The sequence below is a fragment of the Dyella telluris genome (genome assembly GCF_014297575.1).
Taxonomy (GTDB): Bacteria; Pseudomonadota; Gammaproteobacteria; order Xanthomonadales; family Rhodanobacteraceae; genus Dyella; species Dyella telluris.
Genome location: NZ_CP060412.1, coordinates 2,655,035 through 2,677,142, shown reverse-complemented (window position 1 = coordinate 2,677,142; position 22,108 = coordinate 2,655,035). Strand labels below are relative to the sequence as shown.

Below are 22,108 nucleotides of genomic sequence, written 5' to 3'. Positions count from 1 at the left end.
TGAGACGGTTGCAGCGACCCATGCGACCGGGGGTGCGACCGTTTGCCACGGGCCGCGCTGCACCATGAGTGCCTCCCCGGACACGCCACTGACATGTCCGGAGCCGGACCGCCCCCTGGTGATGACAACCCCGCGGCAGTCCCGGCCCTTCCGGCCCGCACCTTCCGGCCACATATATATATGGTGCGGCGGGTCCTGCCGCAGCGCAGCAGCGCGTACGGATGCGTGCGTTTTCTCCCACGCGTACAATCCCGCGATTCCCCGCCCCACCAACGTTTCGGCCTAAAACCCAGTGACACAGCCCATTCTCAGCCCCGAACTGCCCACCGGCGTGGAGCCGGCGCGCGCGCGCATCACCGCCAACTGGCTGCGCGACGAAACCGAAGCGGTCAACGACCTGCTTGCCCAGGCCACCCTGCCCCCCGTCGAACGGGAGAAAGTGATCGACCTGGCGGCCGACCTGGTGACCCGCGTGCGCGCCCGTGCCAAGGACCAGAGCGCGGTCGAATCCTTCATGCGCCAGTACGACCTGTCCTCCGAAGAGGGCGTGTTGCTGATGTGCGTGGCCGAGGCGCTGCTGCGCATCCCCGACAAGAGCACCGCAGACAAACTGATCCGCGACAAGCTGGGCGATGCGAACTGGAAGAAGCATCTCGGCCAGAGTGAGTCCATGTTCGTCAACATGTCGACCTGGGGCCTGATGCTCACCGGCAAGCTGGTGACGCTGTCTGAGGAGACCCGCCACGACTTCACCGGCGCGCTGCGTCGCCTGGTGGGTCGCGCCGGTGAGCCGGCCATCCGTCTGGCCGTCCGTCAGGCGATGCGCATCATGGGCCACCAGTTCGTGATGGGGCAGACCATCAGCGAAGCACTGGATCGTTGCGCGCAGAAGGAATACGCGGTCTATCGCTACTCCTACGACATGCTGGGCGAGTCTGCGCTTACCAGCGAAACGGCCGAGCGTTACCAGCAGGATTACCGCAACGCGATTGCCTCCATCGGTTCGCGCGGCCCGTTCGCCAACCACACCGACGCGCCGTCGATCTCGGTGAAGCTCTCCGCGCTGCATCCGCGCTACGAAGTGGCCAAGCGCGAAATCGCCCGTCGCGACCTCACCGCCAAGCTGCTCGAGCTTTCGCAGCTGGCCATGAAGCAGGGCATCGCGCTGTCCGTGGACGCGGAAGAAGCCGATCGCCTGGAGCTTTCGCTCGACATCATCGGCGACGTGTTCGCGCATCCCTCGCTGGAAGGCTGGAACGGCCTGGGCATCGTGGTGCAGGCCTATGCCAAGCGCACCCCGTTTGTCATCGACTGGCTGATCGAAACCGCGCGCGCCACTGGCCGCCGCTGGTACGTGCGCCTGGTGAAGGGCGCGTACTGGGACGCGGAAGTGAAGCGCGCGCAGGAAAACGGCCTCAGCGGCTATCCGGTGTATACGCGCAAGCCGAATACCGATGTGTCGTACCTGGCCTGCGCACGCAAGCTGTTCGACGCCGGCGTGGAACTGATCTACCCGCAGTTCGCCACGCACAACGCGCACACCATCGCCGCCGTGTATCACCTCTCGCAGGGCCGTCCGTACGAAAACCAGCGCCTGCACGGCATGGGTACGGACCTCTACGCCGAGGTGATCGGCAAGCAGAACCTCAACGTGCCGTGCCGCGTGTACGCGCCGGTGGGCACGCATGAAGACCTGCTGCCCTACCTGGTGCGCCGCCTGCTGGAAAACGGCGCCAACACCAGCTTCGTCAACCGCGTGGTCGACGAAACCCTGCCGGTGCGCGAACTGGTCGCCGACCCGTGCGAGGTCGTGCGCTCCTTTGCCTCCATTCCTCATCCGCGCATTCCATTGCCGGTGAATCTCTACGGTGAACTTCGGAAGAATTCCATGGGCGTCAACTTCTCCAACGACAACGAACTGAAGGCCCTCGCCGAGGCAATCCAGAGCAAGAACGGCCCGTGGAACGCCGAGCCGCTGGTACCGGGCGCCAAGAGCACCGGCGCGAGCGTGCAGGTGACCAACCCGGCCGATCGCCGCCAGGCCGTGGGCAGCTACGTCACCGCCGACAGCGCCACCGTCGAGAAGGCGCTGGCCAATGCCGTTGCCGCGCATCACTCGTGGGATCGCCTGCCGGCCGCCAGCCGCGCCGCCATCCTCGAGCACGCCGCCGAGCAGCTGGAAGCGCGCCGCGGCGAGTTCATCGCCCTGTGCGTGCGCGAAGCCGGCAAGAGCCTGCCCGATGCCATCGCCGAAATCCGCGAGGCTGCTGACTTCCTGCGTTACTACGCCACCATGGCGCGCCGCCTGTTTGGCCATCCCGAACAGCTGCCCGGCCCGACCGGCGAGAGCAACCAGTTGTTCCTCAACGGCCGTGGCGTGTTCGTCTGCATCAGCCCGTGGAACTTCCCGCTGGCGATCTTCCTGGGCCAGGTCAGCGCCGCGCTCGCCGCCGGCAACAGCGTGATCGCCAAGCCCGCCGAGCAGACCAGCCTGATCGGCCACGCTGCCGTGAAGCTGCTGCATGAAGCCGGCGTGCCGGCCGAAGTGCTGCAGTACCTGCCGGGCGACGGCGCCACCGTTGGCGCCGCCCTCACCCGTGATCCGCGCGTGGCCGGCGTGGCCTTCACCGGCTCCACCGAAACCGCCTGGGCGATCAACCGCGCCCTCGCCGCCCGCAACGCGCCGATCGCCGCGCTGGTGGCCGAAACCGGCGGCCAGAACGCGATGATCGCCGACTCCTCCGCGCTGCCGGAGCAGATCGTCAAGGACGTCGTTGCCTCTGCCTTCCAGTCCGCCGGCCAGCGCTGCTCCGCCGCGCGCGTGCTGTTCGTGCAGGAAGACATCGCCGACAAGGTCTGCGCGATGCTCGCCGGCGCCATGGCCGAACTGAAGGTCGGCGATCCGGGCCAGCTCTCCACTGACGTGGGTCCGGTGATCGACGAAGACGCCAAGAAGATCCTGGTCGACCATGCCGCGCGCATGGACAAGGAAGCGAAGAAGATCGGCGAAGTGGCGCTGGACACCGCCGCCACCGGCAACGGTACGTTCTTCGCGCCGCGCGCCTATGAAATCCCGGGCCTGTCCACGCTGACCCGCGAAATCTTCGGCCCGGTGCTGCATGTGATCCGCTGGAAGGCCGACGAACTGCCGAAGGTGGTCGACTCCATCAACGCCACCGGCTACGGCCTGACGCTGGGCATCCATAGCCGCATCAACGACACCGTGGATTACATCCAGAGCAATGCGCGCGTGGGCAACTGCTACGTCAACCGCAACCAGATCGGTGCCGTGGTCGGCGTGCAGCCGTTCGGCGGAGAAGGCCTGTCCGGCACCGGCCCGAAGGCCGGTGGCCCGCACTACCTGCTGCGTTTCGCAGGCGAGCGCACGCTCACCATCAACACCACCGCTGCTGGCGGCAACGCTTCCCTGCTCACCATCGGCGAGTAAGCGTGACACGGGGCCGGCGCGCAAGCGCCGGCCTTTTTTTTGTTTTCGACGGGAGATCCGCATGCGGCACGCGGCACGACTCGCATCGATGCTGGCGATGACACTTCTTGCATCATCGCTGCAGGCAACACCTGCCCAGGATGACGAACAACGCTTCGTCGCCACGCTGCAACTGGGCCCGTCCCCCGACATCCATTACCTCGACGCCAACGGCAAGCCGCTGGTGTATGCAGCGTTTGCGCAGCAGCTCGGCGCCGGGCGCGACTACAGCAGCACTACCGACAGCAAGGCGGGCGCGGCCATGCTGCGCCTGCGCCCACCGGGAACCACCACCGGCACCGGCCGCTTCTCGTTTGGTCGTGGTAGCGCGTTTCCACCGTTCGAACTACCCTCGCTGCAAGGCGGCACCGTGCACACGGGCGATCTGCGCGGCCGCTACACGCTGGTGAGTTTCTTCTTCGCCGAATGCGGTCCGTGCATCGCCGAAGTGCCCATGCTCAATGCCTTCGCGCACGCCAATGGCGACATGGGTTTCCTCGCCATCACCTATCAGGATGCCGACACCGCACGCGCCTTCGTGAACGACCGCGGTTTCCGCTGGCCCGTGCTGCATGACGGACAGGCGCTGATCGACACGCTGGGCGTGAACGTCTATCCCACGCTGATCCTGGTCGATCCGTCCGGCCGTGTGGCAGGCGCCGCCGTGGGCACCACCATGCGTGACGGACCGGACAAGCAGTTCGCGGACCTCACCGGCTGGGTGCAGCAGTGGAAGAAGGCCTCGCAACACTGAGCCCAGCTGGCCGGTGGGAGCGCCCCCTGTGCGCGACTGACCATCCTTACCGTACCAACGCGCCGCCACCTTCCATCGCGCCAAACTCCAGCGCCTGATCCTGCACCGGCTGTTTCAGCAACAGCTCGCGATCACGCTCGTAGTTATTCAGCACGCGCCACGGCAGGTCGCGCCCCTGCTTGGGCAGCACCGATGCTCCGCGCTGCACATAGCCCGATGTCAGCGTCGCCATGATCGACTCGTCCTGCCGCTCGCCCATCGGCGCACGCGGTGTCACCACAGCCGCACCATGGTCGCGCATATACGCCAACAGACGGCACACATACGCCGCTGCGAGATCCGCTTTCAGCGTCCACGGCGCATTCGTGTAGCCGAAGATGCAGGCGAAATTCGGCGTGTCCTGCAGCAGCACGCCCTTGTAGGTCACCAGTTCCCCCATCATGCGCGGCTGACCGTCGACGTCCAGCTGCATCCCGCCCAGCGTCTGCATCTCCAGCCCTGTCGCGGTGACGACGATGTCCGCCGCCAGTTCTTCGCCCGAACGAAGACGCAGGCCGTGTTGGGTGAACGTCTCGATCTCACCGGTGACCACGGATGCCTTGCCGCTGCGGATCGCCGCGAACAGGTCGCCATCGGGCACCACGCACAGGCGCTGGTCCCACGGCGGGTAGGCCGGCGTGAAGTGGCGGATGTCGGTATCGGGGCCCAGCTGCCGGCGCACGCCATTGACGAGGAACGCACGCACCTTGTCCGGCCAGCGTCGTGCCGCCTTGTAGATCAACCGGGTGAGAAAGATGTTCCGTCGCCGCGCCATGCGGAACACGAGGGGCCGGGGCAGGACGCGCCCGAGCAGAGCGGAGATCTTGTCGTAGCGCGGCAGCGACAGGATGTAGGTGGGCGAACGCTGCAGCATGGTCACGTGCGCCGCCTGCCCGGCCAACGCTGGCACCAGTGTCACCGCCGTGGCGCCGCTGCCGATCACCACCACGCGCCTGCCGCGATAGTCCAGGTCGTCCGGCCACTGCTGCGGATGCACGCATTGGCCCTGGTAAAGCCCGATGCCGGGAAACGCGGGCAGATAACCACGGTCATAGTTGTAGTAACCCGTGCAGACGACAAGAAAGCGGCATGCGAGCACGCGCGTTTCGCCACGTGTTCCATCGAACAGACGCAGCCGCCACTGCCGTCCTTCGCTCGACCACGAAGCCGAGACCACCTTGAGTCCGTAGTGGATCTTGTCGGCCACACCGTACTCGCGTGCGGTATCGATCACGTAGCGGCGGATGGACTCGCCATCCGCCATCACATCCAGCGCATGCCAGGGGCGAAAGGCGTAGCCGAAGGTGAACATGTCCGAATCCGAGCGGACGCCCGGATAGCGGAACAGGTCCCAGGTGCCGCCCATCGCCGCGCGCCGCTCGACCAGGGCTACTTTCAATCCCGGCTGATCCATCGCGAGATGGCACGCCATGCCGATGCCCGAAAGGCCGGCGCCGACAATGAGTACATCGAGCAATGACGCTTCATGATCCATGCCTGCTCCTGCGTGGATGGCAGCTGCCGGGTTCAGTACGGCGTGGGTTCGATCAACGCTTTTTCTGCCGCACATGGCGTGGCGGGCATGGCGGCGGCCGTGCCGCGGTACGCCGCCAGTTCTTTCTTCGCGTCGTCCAGGCTGGCCTGGAACGGCGCCGATGCGTGCAAAACCGCCACCACCGCCGCGCCATTCATCGCGCCCGCATCGATGGCACTGAGATTGTGCACGCCGCACACCACGCGGCTGTCGGCGAAGGCACGCGCGCGCAGCAACAGGTCGGTCGCACGATCCGGCGCGAGCTCGGCCAGCACCAGCCCCACGGCCCAACCGCGCGTGGCATGGCCGGAGGGATAGTCGAAGCTGTTGGTGAGCCTCTCGGTGGACTGGCAGGTCGCCCCCTTGTCGATCACGAAGGGCCGCTGCCGCTGATTGGCCTTCTTGGCCGGCCCGGTGGAGGCATCGGCAGCCGTGCTGGTGGCGTCCACCAGCGCGGCAAGCCTGGGCAGCCTGGTGGCGTCCAGTGGCGTGCCCATGGCGCAGCTGAAGTCGGCCAGCAGCCGGGGGGTGGCGTAATCCACGTCCTGCTGCGCCAGCGTCCAGCGCGGCGTGCCCTCCAGCGTGCGGGTGGCCAGGAAAACCTGCCGGTCGGCCTCGTAACGTGCCGTACCGGCCCTGGGCGCGGCAGGAAGCAGCTCGGCCGTCTGCAGCGTGGCAACCGCGCTGGTGGGAGGCGCTTTCGCTATGGGCGTCTGCACGGGCGCACAGGCCGCCAGGGGCAGCAGACTCAGCAGGAAGGCATGGCGACAAGGGACCGCGAAGGCGTTCATCGGCGTTCTCCCCAAGGCAGAGGCGGGGGCCGCCTTGTGCAATGCGCAAGGCGATGGGCCCTGCGCCATGATATAGATCAAGCGATCTCGCCGGGTCGATCCGGCGCTCTCAGGGGGTGGGAGCTGTAGCCATGACGTCCGTAGCCGTCAGCCAAGCCATCGATGACGCCGTCGCGCCGCTGGGTGCCGACGCGCGTTACACCGTGGCCGAGACGCCGCCGAACATCCTGGTGCACCTGACCCAGCTGGCGCTGTCGCGCGGGATGCGTTGCGACGGCTGGTTCGCCGGCTCCGGGCTGACCCGCGAGCAGCTGAACGACCCGACCCTGCGCGTGTCCTACCGGCAGGCGCACTCGGTGATCCGCCGCGCGCTGCAGGCCACCGGCGAACCGGGGCTGGGCCTGGCAGTAGGTCGGGGCGAAACACTCGGCAGTTTTGGCCTGCTGGGGCTGGCCATGATGACCTCGGCCACCTTTGGCGATGCCATGCAGGTGGGTATTGCCCACCATCGGGTGAGCGGCAGCCTGGTGGACGTGAGCTTCGAGGTGGTGAGCCCGCGCGAAGTGGCACTGGCCGTATGGCCGCGCTTCAACGATGCACCCCTGCTGCCCTTCCTGTGCGAGGAACTGTTTGCCAGTTCGCTCGCCATTGCGCGGGAACTGGGTGGCCCGAACTTCAATCCGCTGCGGCTGGAACTGACCTACCCGCGCCCGGCCCATGTGCAGGAATACACCGACTTCTTCCGTTGCGAGCTGGTCTTCGGCGCACGCCACAACCGCGTGGTGATCGATGCGCAATGGCTCCAGCACCCGCTGCCTACGCATAACCCGCTGACGGCGCAGCAGGCGCTGGCGCTTTGCACCCAGCAGCACGATGTCGATGGCCCGCGACAGGAGATCGTCGCATCGGTGGAACGCCTGCTGCGCAGCCACCTGCGTCACCAGCCGCGACTGCCCGACGTGGCCCGCATGCTCAACATGAGCGAGCGCTCGCTGCGCCGCCGGCTCGCCGAAGGCGGCCGCGTGTTCCGTGAGATCCACGACCGCGTGCGTGCCGAGCGCGCACTGGAACTGCTGCACGGCGGCACGCTCAGCGTGGCGGAGATCGGGCTGGAGATCGGTTTCAGCGATCCACGCGAATTCCGCCGTGCCTTCAAGCGCTGGACCGGCATGCCGCCGCGCAGTGCGCGACAGCACGCGGCCTGACAGCACTCAGTCGTCCAGCTGCCCGCTCGCCTGGGCATCCACGAACGCATGCACCGGCCACACCGCCAGCCAGATGCCGCGGAACGGCTGGATATACACGGCATGCGCGCGATCGGCCTCGCTGAGGCGACGCGGATAGGTGATCACCAGCCCATCCGGATGCTCAGCCGCCCAGCGCCGGACATCGGCCGCGCTGTGCAGTTGCGTCACCGGCTCGGTGAGGCGCCCCAGGAAGGTGTACTGGCCATCGTTGGACTCGATGTTGGCAATGGGCTGCCCGCCGGCTTCGGCCTTTGCCAGCATGTGCGCCACCGGCGTGAAGTCGTAGGCGGGCCACAGCGTGAGCGTGAACAGGCCATGCGCCGTGACCAGCGCGATCAGGCTGACGATGGCGACGCGCTGCACCTCGCCCCTGCGCAACAGCACCAGCGGCACCGCCAGCAGCAGGAAGACCACGCCAAAAGGCACGCTGTAAGGCACCAGCGATGCGTAGACGTGATCGCGCACATGCCCGGCCTGCAACAGCCGGTTCATCGACAGCAGCACCACGCCTGCGGCCGCACAGGCCAGCGCCAGCGGCCACGGACCGAGCCAGCGTGAAGCACCGGCGCGCCGCTCCTGCATCAGCGACAGCGCCGCCGCCATGAGCAGGGCGTAGCCGCCGAATTCCGGCAGCATGTAATACGGCTGCTTGCCGCTGACGGCGGAGAAGCCCATGAACACCGGCACCAGCCAGCCGGCCAGGAAACACAGGCCCGATTCCAGCGGCCGTCGCAGCGAGAACAAGGCGGCCCACACACGCGGCCACAGCGAGAAAGGCAGCAGCAGCACCGGCAACAACGGCAGATACCACCAGAACGGTTCGGCGTGCGCGAATGCATCCACCACGCGACCCGCCGTCTGGTGCACCACCAGTTTCTGCCGGTAGGTTTCGCCACCGGTGGTGGTGGCCAGCAGCACCCACGCCAGCAGCATCAGCACGCCAACGACCAGTGCAACCGCACCGCCGACGTACCAGCGACGACGCTCCTGCTTCGCCCAGCGGTTCCACCATGGCCCCAGCAACCAGGGGAATGCCACGTGCAACAGCATCACCGGGCCCTTGGTGAGCAGGCCCAGCCCCACCGCCAGGGCAAACCAGCCCAAGCGCGGCGACTCGCGCTGCGCCGTGGGCACCAGGCAGAGCAGTGCCGCCAGCACGCAGTCGGCCAGCAGCACCTCGTACATCACCTGCAGGCCGAACAGGAAGCCGAAGCTGTAGGCGGCGAGTATCCACGGCGCGAAGCGCGCAACTTCAGGACGCTGCGGAAACAAGCGCTGCGCCAGGCGATGCACCAGCACCAGTTGTACCGCGCCCAGCAACACTTCCAGCAGGCGCGGCCACACGTCGCCCACGCCGCCCACGGCCCAGCCCAGATGGATCAGCCATAGCAGCAGCGGCGGCTTGTCGCTGTACGGCAGCCCATTGAGATACGGCACGAAGACGCTGTGGCGCAGCCACATCTCCCACGCCACCGACAACGTGCGCGTGGAATACATCGGCATCGGACCGTGCTGGAAGATGGCGACGAGCGCGGCCACCAGCCAGCACCACAGCCATGGCGTCGCCACCACCATGTCACGCAGGCGACGAAACGGAGTGGACGGCTGAACAGTGGCAGTGGCAGGTGTCGTCACGCAGGAAACTCGAATGAAGCGGAGGATTACCGAAGAAGAACGCACAGCGGGCGAAATCAGCGACGCCGGTCGATGCCGCCCCAGTCGTCGACATCGCCCGCCGGCACCACGCCACCGCGGCACGCCGGCGCCACTGCATCGAGGCGATACAGTCGCCAGTCGCGACCACTGGTGACACCCATGTCCAGCGTGGCGTCCTTGTTGATGCAAGGCGCCATGATGTCGGCCAGGATCAGCACCCAGCGATCACCGGGCGACTGTTCCTGCCAACGGATGGCATCGGCCAACTGCTGATGCCATGGCGTGACAAAGCCGAAGTCGCTCGCCCGCTTGCGGCCAAACGCCAGCAACAGTTCTTCCTTCCAGCCCACCAGCGCCAGTTGGCCGGTGGGCCCGATGGTCTGTTCCACGCGATGCACCAGCGGCGCCTGCGAACTTGCGCGCGCCAGGAGCGGCGCCACCCACAAACCCCAGACCAGCCAGACGCCAGCCATGGCACCGAGCACGGCGATACCCGCACGCCGCAGGCGAAACCACGCAGCGCACGCGAGCATCCACACACCCATCACCAGGAAGGCCAGCCACAGTGAGTTGGCCTGCGAACCCAGCTGTCGCCCTTCCGCGAACCGCAGCATCCAGCCCGACGGATGGACCAGGCCCTGCACGCCGAATACCAGCAGCGGCAGCGCAAGCAGGAAGACGAAACCCAGCGCCACCCGCTGCGGCCAGCGACGCGCGAGGATGTCCGCCAGCCACGGCCCCGCACACAGGGCCAGCAACGGCAGCGCGGGCATGATGTACACATCGCGCTTGGCGCGCGTGAGGCTGAAGAACACGATCAACAACACCGCCCACGCCAGTGGCAGCAGCACGCGCGCATCGCGTTCGCGCAATGCACGGCGCCACGCCGGCACCAGCCACGGCAAGGCCAGGCTGAGCGGCAGCCATGAGGTGAAGATCACCTCGATGTAAAACCATGGCGGCTGGAAACTGTTCCAGGGATGCACATAGCGGTGCACCGTCTGGTTGACGAAGATGTCCTGTACATAGGCGCGCGCCTCCGGGCTGTCGTGCGTGTGCACGTAGATCGCCAGAGGCACCAGCCACAAGCCCAGCGCCGCGACAAACGCCAGCACGCTGCCCAGCCACACCATCGGGCCGCCGTCGGCCGGGGCCAGCCCCTGCCAGCGATACCGGCGGGCAAACCACCATGGCAGCACCATCAGGAACGCCAGCACGCCCACGCCCTTGGTGATCACGCCGAGGCCGGCGGCGAAACAGCCGAGCCACAACGCGCGTCGATCCGGACCCAGCAACACGTGGCGCAGGATGCCCACGTTGGCGGCGGTTACGAAGAACGTCACCGTGGGATCGATCTGCCCGCGCTTGGCCTGAAACACGAACTGCACCGTGCACAACAGCGCCAGCGCCGCCCACAGGCCGGCGCGATGCCCCCACAGCCGTCGCCCCAGGTCGTAGACCAGCCACAGGGTCCCCAGCGAGGCCAGCAGCGACGGCAACAGAAAGCCGATGCGCCAGTCACCGGTCAGGGCATGCGAGGCCGCCTGCGCCGCCATGAACAACGGCGGCTTGTCCGAATACCAGTCCGTGCCGCGGTGGGGAATCAGCCAGTTGCCGGAAGCCGCCATCTGGTGGGCAACCAGCGCGAAGCGCGGTTCATCCGATGGTGTCGGCGTTCGCAAGCCAATGCCGGCGGCCAACAGCACCAGTGCGGCGAGCATCAGGAACCAGCGTTCCATCGGTTCGTGCAGTTCGTCCCGCCATTTCGTCACAGGCGCCGGTCCTCGCGCAGCATCACCCACGGCATTGCCCCATCAATGGGACAGGCCGAAATGACCGAGGTTACCCGGATCCATCACCGCTGTGTCATCCCAGTGCATGGGCACGCCGGTCACCGCACGACCGGTGGCATGACCTTCAGTCAGCAAACCGGGGAACGCGCGAACCACCTGCGTGGCCGCTTCCCGGGCGGACATGCCCTGGGTAAGCAGCGGGCAGCTGCCCAGGCCATAAGGCGCGTACACCGACGCATCGGTCACGGAGAACATGCCGACGGTGGGCACCTTGGAGGCAACGGCCAGATGCATCACGCCGCAGTCGGCGGTGATCATCAGATCCATGTTGGCCATCACGGCGCCCATGCGGCGGATGCCGGAGGAGTAATAGCCCGGCCACGCTTCGCCGAGCATGGAGTGGCCGTGCATGGGGATCAGCTCGAGCAGGCTCGCGTGCGGATTCATTTCCTTGAACGTAGTGATGAACTCCGCCCACCACGATTCAGGATAGCGCTTGGCCCCGGTGGCATTGGCGAAGATGCCCACCACCGGACGCGTGGCGTCGGGCTGCGATTCGTGCAGCAGCTGGTCAACGACGCACCGACCCTGTGCGCGTTCGTCTTCGGTCAGGCGGATATCGAGCGCGGGATAGTGACTGGTGTCGTCCACCACACCCGAAAAGTGCGCACGCGCCCAGCGCAGCAAGTTGATGGGGCGCTGCGCCATGTGGTTGCCCGCGACTTCGCTGGGTACGGGATGGGTCAGGCCCGAGCGCTCACCCACATCACTGAAACCCAGCTTGTAGCGCGCACGCAGGTGACGCGTCATCGCACGGCTGAAGCCGGAACCGAGACACGGATCGATGATCAGGTCGTAACGCATCTGCCGTATGCCGTGCAGCATGCCGAGGAAACTCAGCGGATGCTTGAAGCCGCGCTTGGGCAGGCAGTACACGTTCTTCACGCTGAAGAAGCTGGAAAACACTTCTTCGGCAATGCGCCCTTCGGAAAGGATGTCGATCTCGGCACCGACGTACAGCCGCTCCAGTTCCTGGATGAGCGGCGTCATCAGGATGGTATTGCCGAGCCGATGATTCGGCCGGCACACCAGGATTCGGTAAATGCCTTTGCGCGCCATGGGCGCTTGTGCAGCAATGACGCTGGATGTGTTCACACGACACCAAAAACGAAAAGACGTGGCATAAGTCATGGCATCCGGCGCAACGCGTCATCCGACGCGCCTGACATAGATCCCTCCCTGGTACGCGCAGTATCCGCGACGATCACTTTCGCCAAACTTATGCGACACGCTGACGACATGCTGACGACAGACTCGCGTCGCAAAGCCCCTGTGAGTCCCCCCGGCCCTGAGACACGCATCATGCCTGCTCTTGGGAACGCTTCTCCATAGAAAAATTTCCGGGCTTCGCGTTAAAAAAATCTAAGTAGTACCGAAGAAAGCCGCATGCACATGACACCAGCCATGTGCTGCAACGCAACGACTGACAAGGACGCTGCGCTAAAAGAAAAAAATCACGCACCGGGTGAAATGAGCTTCGCGCGCCGCCAGCCATTGGACGGCTAAACGTGAACTGCCGAGTGCAGAAACAGGTGCACCCACTGGCAACTCAGCATGCTGCGTTGCCAGAAATAGGGGCGGCCACACGTGGTGTTCATTAGCTGCCGCCGCCAGGCGGAGATCTGCAGCCACACCGAAAGCGTCACACCGGCCTGCACTCGGGTAGCCCTGCCGCCAGGCGCTTCCACAACTGGCCCGCAAAACGCTCCGCGGCGTCGGGTGCCACCGCCAGATGCAGGAAGGGCTCGATCATCTCCAATTCCATCAGGAGGAAGCCGCGCCGGGTAAGCACGCCATCCACGCGTGCATAGGCAATATCGGTATATCCGAGCGTTGCCATGGCAGCGAGAGCACGCCCGGCACTTTCCACCAGCGCCGCCGGCGGCTCGACGCGTTGCGCCGTGCCACCGAACTCGGACTGCACCCGGTAGTCGCCCACGGCAGGGCGCTTGATCACCGCGTGGCTGAAGTTGCCGTCGAAGAACAGTAGCGACCACTCACCACCGCTGACCACTTCAGGCACGAACGGCTGCACCAGGTATTGGAAGGCCGAAGGCAGCGCCGCGATGGTCTGCTCGAACGCGGGCTCGCCCACCACGCCACGCGCGGTGTGCCAGGCTGTGCCGCTGACGGTCGGCTTGACCACCACCTCCTGCCCCGGTGTGAGCGCCAATGTCCCGGCCAGATCACTAGCCGACGTGAAGGTGGTGGGAATGATGTCCACGCCCAGTGCCGCCAGTTCGGCGAGGTATCGCTTGTCACTGTTCCAGCGCAACAACGACCCGGGATTGATCGTGGGAATGGGCAAACGTTCGAGCCATGCGCAGAAGGCCGTGTAGTGCTTGAAGTAGTCCCAGGTCGAGCGCATCAGCACGGCGTCGAACGCAGTCCAGTCGACCTCGGGGTCGTTCCAGATGCAGGCAACCGGCTCGATGCCCCGTTGCGCCAGTAATGCGGCCAGATGCGCGTCATCCGGGTGAATGCCCGGCACCATCGAGCAGGTGGCGATGGCAAGGCGATGAGTGACGGCGTGGGGCATGGCAAATCCTCCAGTGATGGAGGGCGCCCTTGTTCGATGGATCGGAACCGAGCGTGGCGGACCGTGTCCGTCGCAGCACCCCTCAGGCCCGACTGCGCGACGAAGAAACGCCGCGCCGTGGTCAGCGCATCGCACACGCGATGCCCGGCCAGTCTCCCTGACCCGCTGTCACCCCGTCAATGCAGCCCACAGGGACGGCGCACTGCGTAAGCCCTGACTCGTCATCACCCCAACACCAGGGATTTGCCAGCCTGAGGGGAGGTTGCGTAAGCTTTTGCGAAAGCGCCCGACTACGTTGATCCTGCCCGTTTCACCGTACCGTCATCACGATGAGGAGCAGAACATGTGCAGGGAACCGACCATCGGCATCGCACGATCACTCGGCATCGCCCGGGCTTTCTGGGAGTTGGCCAATGACGGGGTCAATCAGGGGTGCCTGCCGAAGCAGCAGGCGACCACCATGTCGAAGGCCGCCATCGATGGCGCCCGCATCGTGCAGGGCGTACTCGATGACTTCAGCGATCGGCTGTCGCCGGACGCGACCAAGGCCGCGAAGGACAGCATTGTCGATCTGGAAACACTAGGGGAGCTGGCAGGCCTGATCACCTCCCATCAGCTCACCCCCAAGAACGCCCACCACCTCGCCCGCGCCATGCGGCACACCGCCGCGCAAGCCGTGCGATGCCTGATCCGCATGGAGAACGCGCTGGGCGCCGAAGGCGGCTGGACGCTGGCGCCGGCCACGGTGTCCTAGCAAGCCGCCCGCCCCTGCCCTCGGACCATGTCCGCTTTCCCATCAAGGCGGACCGCCTCTGTGTCCTTATCGAATGGCGCGTTTGGCGATGTTTTCCACCAGGGCATCGGCATCAATCACGCTGGTATTGCCCAGCATGATGACGGTGATGTCCTGATCCATCACGTGGAGGAACTGGGCCTGCGCACCCATGATCGACCCGGGGCGCTTGATCACCGGATGCCTGGCCCCTCCGGCGGTGAGTTGGTATGACCACAGGCCATCGCCATATTCATCGAGCCCGGGCCTGATCATCGCCTGCAGGGTTTCGGGGGCGATCAGCTTGCCATTGAACAGGGCCTGGGCAAACTTCAACAGGTCGCCGGTAGTGGAGTACATGGCGCCGGCGGCGTACCAGTTTTCCGGATACACCGGCAGATCGCGTGACAGGATCTTCCTGTCGTCGGGATACCAATACGTATCGGCAAGCCTGTCCACGATGTCGCCATGATGCAGTACCCCGCTGTTGATCATATGCAGGGGATCGAGGATGCGATCCTGCAACACCGTTTCGTATGGACGTCCATACAATCGCGAGATGATCTGCCCCAGCACGACGTAGTCGGCGTTGTTGTAGTTGAACTTCTCACCGGGCGTACTGGCGAGCTTGCCACCACTGAACTGCGCCATCAGCTGCTCGCTGGTGTGCGGCAGCTGATAGACGGGAATGCCCTCTTTCAGTGCCGTGGCCTGGTCGGTAACCCCGTCGAAACTTGGCAGGCCCGAGGTGTGGTTGAGCAGCTGCTGGATCGTCACCTTGTTGCCCGCCTCTCCGACGTAGTCCGGCAGGTAGGTCTTGATCGGTCGGTCCAGCTCAAGCCTGCCCTGCTCCACCAGCTGAAGGATCAGCACCGAGGTGAACAGCTTGGTGACCGAGGCGATCTTGAATCGGGTCTGCGGCGTATTGGCGACCCGCATGGGGATATTGGCGAGCCCGTAGCTCCTCACCACGCGCGTGCCATCGTGCCATTGCACCAGGATCGATCCGCTGTAGTGGTGCGCGTTCGCGTACTCGTCGATATAGGCCGCCACCGCATCGCCCTGGGCAAACAGACGGGCGGAACACAACAGGCAAACCATCGCGACGATGCATCGCATAACCCACTCCCGGGTGGCTAACGGCGGGCGAACCGGCGACGACGGGCTCAGTGCCGAGCCACGCGATCCGGTCGATCACATCGAGCTTAGCCAGCGCCGGCCCCTCCTCCAGACCCCGTGCGACGAAAGCGCTGCTGGGGCGACGAAGGGGGCGGAGGCTGGGATGAATGGCCAGGGCGCGGCGCTTGCAGCCATCCCAAGACAGCATCGAGCTGCACGAGGCACCGGAATCGGCCATCACCCTGGCCCTCAAGCTCACCCGCCACGCAGGCAGCTCCCACGGGCTCCGCTTCGACCCCAACTCTGCGCGACACAACAAACTCACCATTTCAAACTCGCTTCGCCGAATGAGATGAGCGCATCTGACGAATGGAGTTACATCCAGTCGTTGATGGCTGCACTCTTCACGTTGGCATGGTTATGGATAGCCGCCACCGGTCCCGTGACTCGTGCACTTGTGCGAGCCCATGCACCGTGATTGACTCGTCCGCCCAAGAGCCCGACAGCGTTCGAAGGCTCACCGACTTCGCTGCGGCCGGCCCCGGCTTTCGATGGACAAGGAAAGCGCGATGAAGCTTCTCCTCACCTCCGGCGGCGTCAGCAACCCGAGTATCCGGGCTGCCCTCGCCGACTTGCTGGGCAAGCCCATCGCCGAATCCACCGCGCTATGCATCCCTACCGCGATGTACGGCATGTTGCCCGGAACCGCGGTGATGACGTGGCGGCAGATAGCCGGGCAAACGCCCACGCCCATGGTCGAGTTGGGGTGGAAGTCCGTAGGCATGCTGGAGTTGACGGCTCTACCGAGCATCGACAAGCAGAACTGGATCCCGCTGGTCCGTGAGGTTGATGCGCTGCTGGTATGCGGTGGCGACGTTCTGTACCTGCACCACTGGATGCGCGAGTCAGGGCTGGCTGATCTGCTCCCGTCGCTCAGTAACACGGTTTATGTGGGACTAAGTGCCGGCAGCATGGTGATGGCTCCGCATGTCGGCGAGGAGTTCGTGGGCTGGAAGCCAGCCGGCGGTGGCGATAGCGCGCTGGGCATGGTCGGTTTTTCCATCTTTCCGCACCTGGACAATATCGCGTGCCCGGAGAACACCATGGCCGACGCCGAAACGTGGGCTGCACGCCTGTCAGCGCCGGGCTACGCGATCGACGATGGGACTGCCATCAAGGTGGTGGACGGTGTCATCGAGATCATCTCCGAAGGCCACTGGAGGCACTTCGCGCACTAGATGCTCGGGTCACAGCCAGTCAATGATGACGGCTGGTTGCAGCTTGTCCCGCACCAGAGGGAAGGTCTGCCGGAGCACCACCGAAGCGCCGTCTATCGGATGCACGCGCTTAGCTGCAAAGCGCTTGCGTTGGCTATCGTCCCTGAACTCAGGTATTCATGTGTACAAAGGAGCATGTGATGGATGAACACCCGATCGAAACCTGGCATCGCCTGGTTCGCACCCACGACGCGTCAGGTCTCCATGCCCTGCTGGCGGACGATGCGGTGTTCCACTCGCCGGTCGTCCACACGCCGCAACGTGGCAAGGCACTGGCCGTCGCCTATCTGGGCGCGGCCTTCACGGTGTTCTTCAATCCAACGTTCCGCTACGTGCGCCAGATCATGGGCCCGTCAGATGCCATGCTGGAGTTTGAAACGGAGATCGACGGCATAGTCGTCAACGGTGTCGACATCATCACGTGGAATGACGCCGGGAAAATCATCGACTTCAAGGTGATGCTGAGACCCCTGAAGGCGATCAACCTGATCCACCAACACATGGGTGCCATGCTGCAATCGAAGCTTGGTGTGCAGTGAACCCCGCGGCCAACCCAGGTTTCTTCTTTCGAGACGAAGCGGCCGTCGCCAGAACGATGTAAAGGGATCGACAGAGGACAGTTTTCATGAAACATGCGCCACCGGGGTACGAGTGTCCGTTCTGCAGCATTGCCGGGACGCTTCCATCGCCTGCGCCAGAATCTGCCGTTGTGCTGATGGATGACAACGTATTCGCCCTGGTTCCAACGCACCACTACGGCGGAATCAAGGGCAACTGCCTGGTGGTGCCGCGAGATCACTACGAAAACGTGCTGGAGATGCGGGACAACCTCGGCAGTGATTTCTTTCGTGTCACGCGCCGCCTGTCACACGCCATGCTGAGCGCCTTTGGCTGCGAGGGAATCTCCACCCGCCAACACAACGGCCCGGCCGGCAATCAAGATGTGTGGCACTACCACCTTCACGTATTTCCCCGCTACCCGGGTGACGGATTGTATGGGGGGCAGAAAGTGCCCTACTCCACCGAGGAGCGCATGGCGTTGGCAGCCAAGCTTCGAGCCGCCTTGCTTTAGCGCGTACAAAGGTCGACCCACATCCGGGATGCGTATGGGCATCGCTGATGCGGGTCGACCACTGAGCCAGGCATGGGCGAAGAGCGAGCCTTGCACCACCCTCCGCGCGCGCCCTCTTATCCGTCAGACCTGTGCCTGACCGCCGTCGACGAACAGCTCAGCACCATTCACGAAGCTGGCATCGTCCGAAGCGAGGAACACCACCGCCTTGGCGATTTCCTCCGGCTCACCGACGCGGCCCATCGGCACCATCGAGGCGAGGTAGTCCAGCAGACCCTGTTGCTGCGCGGCGTCAGGACCGGCGAGATCCACCAGGCCCGGGGTCTTGGTGGCGCCCGGGCTGACCACGTTGAAGCGGATACCACGATCCTTCACATCCAGGATCCAGCTGCGGACGAGCGCGCGGATCGCTGCCTTGCTCGCGGAGTAGACGCTGAAAGCAGGCGTGCCGCTGATGCCGGCGGTGGAGCCCGTGAGGATGACCGAGGCGCCCTTGGACAGCAGCGGCAATGCCTTCTGCACCGTGAAGATCACGCCCTTGACGTTGCGGCCGAAGGTGTCCTCGTACTGCTCTTCCGTGATGTCGCCCAGCGGCAGCATGCCGCCGCCACCGGCGTTGGCGAACAGCACGTCGATGCGGCCCTTGCTGTCCTTGACCGCGGCGAACAGCTGATCGAGCTGATCGAGTTTGGAGGAGTCCACCTGCACGCCGGTCGCGTTGCCAATGGCGGCAACGGCGTCGTCGAGCTCCTTCTTGCGGCGACCGGTGATGAAGACGTGGGCACCTTCCGCAGCGAACTGCTTCGCGGTGGCCAGGCCAATGCCCGAGGTACCACCGGTGACGACTGCGATCTTGCCTTCGAGCTTACGGGTCATGACTGCGTTCCTCTTGAATGGGGAGTAGGTGTTGCGGGTTAAGAGATAGGCTATCGACCGCGCCAGACAAACAAAATAGAATCAATTGCAAATCATCGTTGCAGAAATGAAATGAGCCATCTCCCCGACCTGGAAGGCCTCGCCCTGTTTGCCAAGGTGGCGGAGGAACGCTCTTTCGCGGGTGCAGCGAGGGAGTTCGACCTGTCCGTGGCCACGGTGTCTCGAGCCGTCACGCGGCTTGAAGGGCGGCTTGGTGGGCGGTTGTTCAACCGAACCTCACGCCAGCTGGCCCTCACGGAGTTCGGCGCATCGCTGCTGGATCAGGCGAGCCGCATGCTCCGGGATGCCGAGCAACTTGAGGCCACCGCGCGCGAACAGGCCGCGCACCCGCGAGGACTGGTACGTCTCGCGGTGCCGATGACATTTGGCATCCAGTGGGTGGCGCCCCTCCTTCCGGCGTTCCTGCAGCGCTTTCCCGACATCAGCGTCGACCTGCACCTGTCAGACGCCTCGGTCGACCTGATTGGCGAGGGATTTGACGCAGCCGTACGCATTGCATTGCTTCCCGATTCATCGCTGGTCGCGCGCAAGCTCTGCAGCGTCTCGCGCTTTCTGGTGGCCTCGCCGGAATACCTGCGCCTGAACGGCAAACCGAAGCACCCGAGCGATCTGAACCGTCATGACTGTGTCGGTTACGCCTACCGCTCCCAGAACGACACCTGGAAACTTGTCGATCGTCAGGGCAACGAAGAACTGGTCAAACCCCGGGGCAGACTGCGCGTCACCAACATCGAGGCATCCATTCCCCTGCTGCTGGCAGGCAAGGCCGTCGGTGAACTGCCCGAGTTCATTGCGAGTGGTTACCTCAAGCGCGGAGAGCTTCAGGAAATCCTTCCCGGATGGTCACACGCAACAGGCGGGGTCTACTTCGTCACGCCCACGCTTCGCTCCCGGCCAGCCAAGGTGGAAGCCTTGGGAAATTACCTGGCAGAGAAGCTTTCCGAGCCGGAGTGGCGCTGGCCTGCGAAGAAAGCACAGCGCCGCGGCTAGACCGTTCATGGCCCTGTGCGCCGCCATCGCCCCATGGACGCAAACGTGCAAGATCCAGCGTAAGACCCCTGCGCGTTCCGGAACCGCGAGGGCAACGTCGCATGCCCTCAGAACGAGACTTGCGCCCGCATCTCGAAGATGCGCGGGTTGACCTGCAGGTCACCCCGATCGCTGAAGGCCCACACATAGTTCGCCTGCAGTTTCAGGTGCTCGCCGAGGTACCAGTTCGCGCCCAGCGTCCAGTCGTGTTCCTTGCCACCGGTGACAGCGCCATCGTTGAGGTCGAGCTCGCTGTAGCGTACGGCCAGTTCCACGGCACCCCACGGGCCTTCGGAATGAATGTCTTCCTCGTCGCGGCTGTTGTAACGCCGGTTGCCGACGTTGCCGTCGCTGTAGTGACGGGCCTCGCCCGTGAGCGTCCAGGTGCCGAACACATAGAACCCACTGGTGTTGTAGTCAGGCTGGCCGTTGGTGCGCTGGACCCTGGCCTGAAGGTATTCGCCTTGTACGGACCACGGCCCCCCGATCCACAAGGCCTCGAAGCCCTGCCTGTCCACGCGCCTGCTGTCGTCGAGCGATCCGGAATCGACCAGCCGTACCGGCGTCAGTCCTGCCTCGGGCCGGGCACGCAGGCGCGCATCGGGAGGCACCGTCCCTTCATCAGCCCAATCCAGCATTTCGCGCGAAGCCGACAAGCCAAAATGCAGCACTTCGCCGGTCTCATCGAGTGGTACCCATGCGGCGCGCATCGCCCAGGTATGTCCCGGGTTCTCGCCATCGAAGTCCTTGCGCCAGAAGTAGTCACCGATGTTCAAGACGAAGTGTGGCCGTGCCCATGCCCAGTCCACGCCCGCGCGACGGCCCTCCCACACGGCCTGCGTAGGCAAGGCGGTTTCGAGGAAGGTCGTTGCGGCGGAGCTCGTCACACCCTCGAAGCCCACCGGGGTTTTGGAGTAACCGAAGCGAAAATTGCCAAGGTCGGTACCGACGACACCCTTGCTGCGAAATCGCAGGAAGGTGTCGGACCACTGGTCGGACTGAAAGTCGTACTGGACGATGGCGTCGTACACGCCCGGCTTGCGCAGGTACAGGCCAAATTGTTTCCGCCGGTTGGTGTTGGCGTCTTCGAACATGCCGGCGCCGTTGGAGAACTGGTTGAAGTCGTACTGGTACAGCACGGCCAGGCCGAAGTCCGTGCCATCCGAAGCGGTCACGTGGGTTGGCCAGTTTTCGTAGAGGCTGAATTCAGCGGCACGAACGCAAGGCGACGCAGTCAGCGCCAGAAGCATGGCCAGGCCATGTCCACACACCCTTGCATGCTTGTCCCGATCCGTCACGCGCCACCTCCGGTCGAGTCATGGCCATGTTGATCAACGTCCGTGACGCCTGCAGGTCGTCATGCAGATCCAGGCACGTGAAACAGTGTGGATCGAAATTCGCGCACGCGCCATCGACTTGGGGCCAGTCAACGCCACCACCTTTTCTGCCTGCGTAAATCTACGGGACATCTACCAAGTAAAACTTACAATTGCGGGCAGGCAAACGGGTCGTTCAAGCTCAGGTCGGCCAAATGGTCGATGTGTACACGGGCTGGCTGGGCGGATGATGTCGACATGACTCGGTTTCGACAGCCGGGGAGGCGAGTCTTCTTTTGCCATGTCCGCGGGTTGATGGCGTGTATCAACGATCACCATGCTTCCTGGCGACCTGACGGTTCGAATGACCCATGTTGTTCTGCGTGGCAACGCCCAAGGCGTCGATGGAATGCCATTCAGCAGTGCCAGTGCGTCAAGGAAGACGTCACGAACGTTGCCACCAGCGGCAGGCAATGGATGGGTCCGCCGGGTGCCAGAGGGAGCTTCATGCTCCGAGTCGCTTCAGGCCTGACGTCGAACTGAAGTCTCGGGTGGACAGGAACCAGCGCCAGCGTTCGTCCCGCATGCAGCGGACACGTCCGGAAGCACTGGGAATGGAACGACGCTTGCCACAGAGCACGACCATGCCACCGCGAGAATTACCAGACTTCGTTGCCGACATCGTCA

Annotated in this window: 17 protein-coding genes; 8 read left to right on the top strand and 9 right to left on the bottom strand. The window is 64.7% G+C overall.

All coding sequences use genetic code 11. The features are described 5' to 3' along the window. Window positions 1-292 precede the first annotated feature (292 nt). Together putA and H8F01_RS11820 are read left to right on the top strand one after the other, a co-directional pair. Window positions 293-3,448: a bifunctional proline dehydrogenase/L-glutamate gamma-semialdehyde dehydrogenase PutA gene (putA, locus tag H8F01_RS11825; RefSeq protein WP_187055322.1), complete on the top strand. Its 3,156-nt coding sequence runs from the start codon at window positions 293-295 to the stop codon at window positions 3,446-3,448. A gap of 97 nt (window positions 3,449-3,545) precedes the next feature. Continuing rightward, window positions 3,546-4,241, top strand: a complete 696-nt coding sequence (locus H8F01_RS11820) for a TlpA family protein disulfide reductase (RefSeq protein WP_187055321.1) — start codon at window positions 3,546-3,548, stop codon at window positions 4,239-4,241. Window positions 4,242-4,287: 46 nt separating this feature from the next. Here the strand turns inward: H8F01_RS11820 and H8F01_RS11815 are convergent, their stop codons facing one another. Next, a complete protein-coding gene (locus H8F01_RS11815; protein ID WP_187055320.1) occupies window positions 4,288-5,775 on the bottom strand; it encodes a flavin-containing monooxygenase in 1,488 nt (495 codons plus the stop codon). A 32-nt stretch (window positions 5,776-5,807) separates the two neighbouring features. After that, complete coding sequence (locus H8F01_RS11810; RefSeq protein ID WP_187055319.1) at window positions 5,808-6,605, bottom strand: acid phosphatase; 798 nt, start codon at window positions 6,603-6,605, stop codon at window positions 5,808-5,810. A gap of 131 nt (window positions 6,606-6,736) precedes the next feature. Between H8F01_RS11810 and H8F01_RS11805 the strand changes: the two genes are divergently transcribed. Further along, entirely contained in the window at window positions 6,737-7,810 is a 1,074-nt protein-coding gene (locus H8F01_RS11805; RefSeq protein ID WP_187055318.1) for an AraC family transcriptional regulator, read from the top strand. 6 nt (window positions 7,811-7,816) lie between these two features. On the opposite strand, the gene H8F01_RS11800 is transcribed toward H8F01_RS11805, so the two are convergent. From H8F01_RS11800 to H8F01_RS11785, 4 genes are all read right to left on the bottom strand, one after another. Then, window positions 7,817-9,487 (bottom strand): ArnT family glycosyltransferase, encoded by a 1,671-nt coding sequence (locus tag H8F01_RS11800; RefSeq protein ID WP_238480964.1) that lies wholly within the window; start codon window positions 9,485-9,487, stop codon window positions 7,817-7,819. 56 nt (window positions 9,488-9,543) lie between these two features. Continuing rightward, on the bottom strand, window positions 9,544-11,280 hold the full coding sequence (locus H8F01_RS11795; protein ID WP_238480963.1) for an ArnT family glycosyltransferase: 1,737 nt from the start codon (window positions 11,278-11,280) through the stop codon (window positions 9,544-9,546). A gap of 42 nt (window positions 11,281-11,322) precedes the next feature. After that, entirely contained in the window at window positions 11,323-12,351 is a 1,029-nt protein-coding gene (locus H8F01_RS11790; protein WP_187055317.1) for a glycosyltransferase family 9 protein, read from the bottom strand. A 652-nt stretch (window positions 12,352-13,003) separates the two neighbouring features. Continuing rightward, on the bottom strand, window positions 13,004-13,900 hold the full coding sequence (locus H8F01_RS11785) for an ATP-grasp domain-containing protein (RefSeq protein WP_238480962.1): 897 nt from the start codon (window positions 13,898-13,900) through the stop codon (window positions 13,004-13,006). 343 nt (window positions 13,901-14,243) lie between these two features. On the opposite strand from H8F01_RS11785, the gene H8F01_RS11780 reads away from it, so the two are divergent. Further along, window positions 14,244-14,654, top strand: coding sequence for a hypothetical protein (locus H8F01_RS11780; RefSeq protein WP_187055316.1), 411 nt, complete (start codon window positions 14,244-14,246; stop codon window positions 14,652-14,654). 66 nt (window positions 14,655-14,720) lie between these two features. Here H8F01_RS11780 and H8F01_RS11775 read toward each other — a convergent pair whose 3' ends face one another. Continuing rightward, window positions 14,721-15,791 carry a serine hydrolase domain-containing protein gene (locus H8F01_RS11775; protein WP_187055315.1) on the bottom strand — a complete coding sequence of 357 codons (1,071 nt, stop codon included), beginning with the start codon at window positions 15,789-15,791 and terminating at the stop codon, window positions 14,721-14,723. A 569-nt stretch (window positions 15,792-16,360) separates the two neighbouring features. Between H8F01_RS11775 and H8F01_RS11770 the strand changes: the two genes are divergently transcribed. The 3 genes from H8F01_RS11770 (at window position 16,361) to H8F01_RS11760 (ending at window position 18,140) form a co-directional block, all read left to right on the top strand. Further along, a complete protein-coding gene (locus H8F01_RS11770; protein ID WP_187055314.1) occupies window positions 16,361-17,029 on the top strand; it encodes a Type 1 glutamine amidotransferase-like domain-containing protein in 669 nt (222 codons plus the stop codon). Window positions 17,030-17,208: 179 nt separating this feature from the next. After that, window positions 17,209-17,607 (top strand): nuclear transport factor 2 family protein, encoded by a 399-nt coding sequence (locus tag H8F01_RS11765; protein ID WP_187055313.1) that lies wholly within the window; start codon window positions 17,209-17,211, stop codon window positions 17,605-17,607. 86 nt (window positions 17,608-17,693) lie between these two features. After that, the gene (locus tag H8F01_RS11760; RefSeq protein ID WP_238480961.1) at window positions 17,694-18,140 is read left to right on the top strand and encodes an HIT family protein; all 447 of its coding nucleotides are present in this window, start codon (window positions 17,694-17,696) and stop codon (window positions 18,138-18,140) included. Window positions 18,141-18,263: 123 nt separating this feature from the next. Here the strand turns inward: H8F01_RS11760 and H8F01_RS11755 are convergent, their stop codons facing one another. Continuing rightward, on the bottom strand, window positions 18,264-19,016 hold the full coding sequence (locus H8F01_RS11755) for an SDR family NAD(P)-dependent oxidoreductase (RefSeq protein ID WP_187055312.1): 753 nt from the start codon (window positions 19,014-19,016) through the stop codon (window positions 18,264-18,266). Between the two features lie 111 nt (window positions 19,017-19,127). Between H8F01_RS11755 and H8F01_RS11750 the strand changes: the two genes are divergently transcribed. Continuing rightward, entirely contained in the window at window positions 19,128-20,066 is a 939-nt protein-coding gene (locus tag H8F01_RS11750; protein ID WP_187055311.1) for a LysR family transcriptional regulator, read from the top strand. Between the two features lie 107 nt (window positions 20,067-20,173). On the opposite strand, the gene H8F01_RS11745 is transcribed toward H8F01_RS11750, so the two are convergent. Beyond that, a complete protein-coding gene (locus H8F01_RS11745; RefSeq protein ID WP_187059261.1) occupies window positions 20,174-21,355 on the bottom strand; it encodes an OprO/OprP family phosphate-selective porin in 1,182 nt (393 codons plus the stop codon). Between the last annotated feature and the right edge of the window lie 753 nt (window positions 21,356-22,108).

Bases quoted from the DNA above. Each gene is read 5' to 3' on its own strand.
- H8F01_RS11810 (WP_187055319.1), bottom strand. From the start codon at position 6,605: ATGAACGCCTTCGCGGTCCCTTGTCGCCATGCCTTCCTGCTGAGTCTG.
- H8F01_RS11815 (WP_187055320.1), bottom strand. From the start codon at position 5,775: ATGGATCATGAAGCGTCATTGCTCGATGTACTCATTGTCGGCGCCGGC.
- H8F01_RS11760 (WP_238480961.1), top strand. From the start codon at position 17,694: ATGAAACATGCGCCACCGGGGTACGAGTGTCCGTTCTGCAGCATTGCC.
- H8F01_RS11790 (WP_187055317.1), bottom strand. From the start codon at position 12,351: ATGACGCCGCTCATCCAGGAACTGGAGCGGCTGTACGTCGGTGCCGAG.
- H8F01_RS11775 (WP_187055315.1), bottom strand. From the start codon at position 15,791: ATGCGATGCATCGTCGCGATGGTTTGCCTGTTGTGTTCCGCCCGTCTG.
- H8F01_RS11785 (WP_238480962.1), bottom strand. From the start codon at position 13,900: ATGCCCCACGCCGTCACTCATCGCCTTGCCATCGCCACCTGCTCGATG.
- H8F01_RS11770 (WP_187055314.1), top strand. From the start codon at position 16,361: ATGAAGCTTCTCCTCACCTCCGGCGGCGTCAGCAACCCGAGTATCCGG.
- H8F01_RS11755 (WP_187055312.1), bottom strand. From the start codon at position 19,016: ATGACCCGTAAGCTCGAAGGCAAGATCGCAGTCGTCACCGGTGGTACC.
- H8F01_RS11745 (WP_187059261.1), bottom strand. From the start codon at position 21,355: ATGCTTCTGGCGCTGACTGCGTCGCCTTGCGTTCGTGCCGCTGAATTC.
- H8F01_RS11765 (WP_187055313.1), top strand. From the start codon at position 17,209: ATGGATGAACACCCGATCGAAACCTGGCATCGCCTGGTTCGCACCCAC.
- H8F01_RS11750 (WP_187055311.1), top strand. From the start codon at position 19,128: ATGAGCCATCTCCCCGACCTGGAAGGCCTCGCCCTGTTTGCCAAGGTG.
- H8F01_RS11780 (WP_187055316.1), top strand. From the start codon at position 14,244: ATGTGCAGGGAACCGACCATCGGCATCGCACGATCACTCGGCATCGCC.
- H8F01_RS11820 (WP_187055321.1), top strand. From the start codon at position 3,546: ATGACACTTCTTGCATCATCGCTGCAGGCAACACCTGCCCAGGATGAC.
- H8F01_RS11805 (WP_187055318.1), top strand. From the start codon at position 6,737: ATGACGTCCGTAGCCGTCAGCCAAGCCATCGATGACGCCGTCGCGCCG.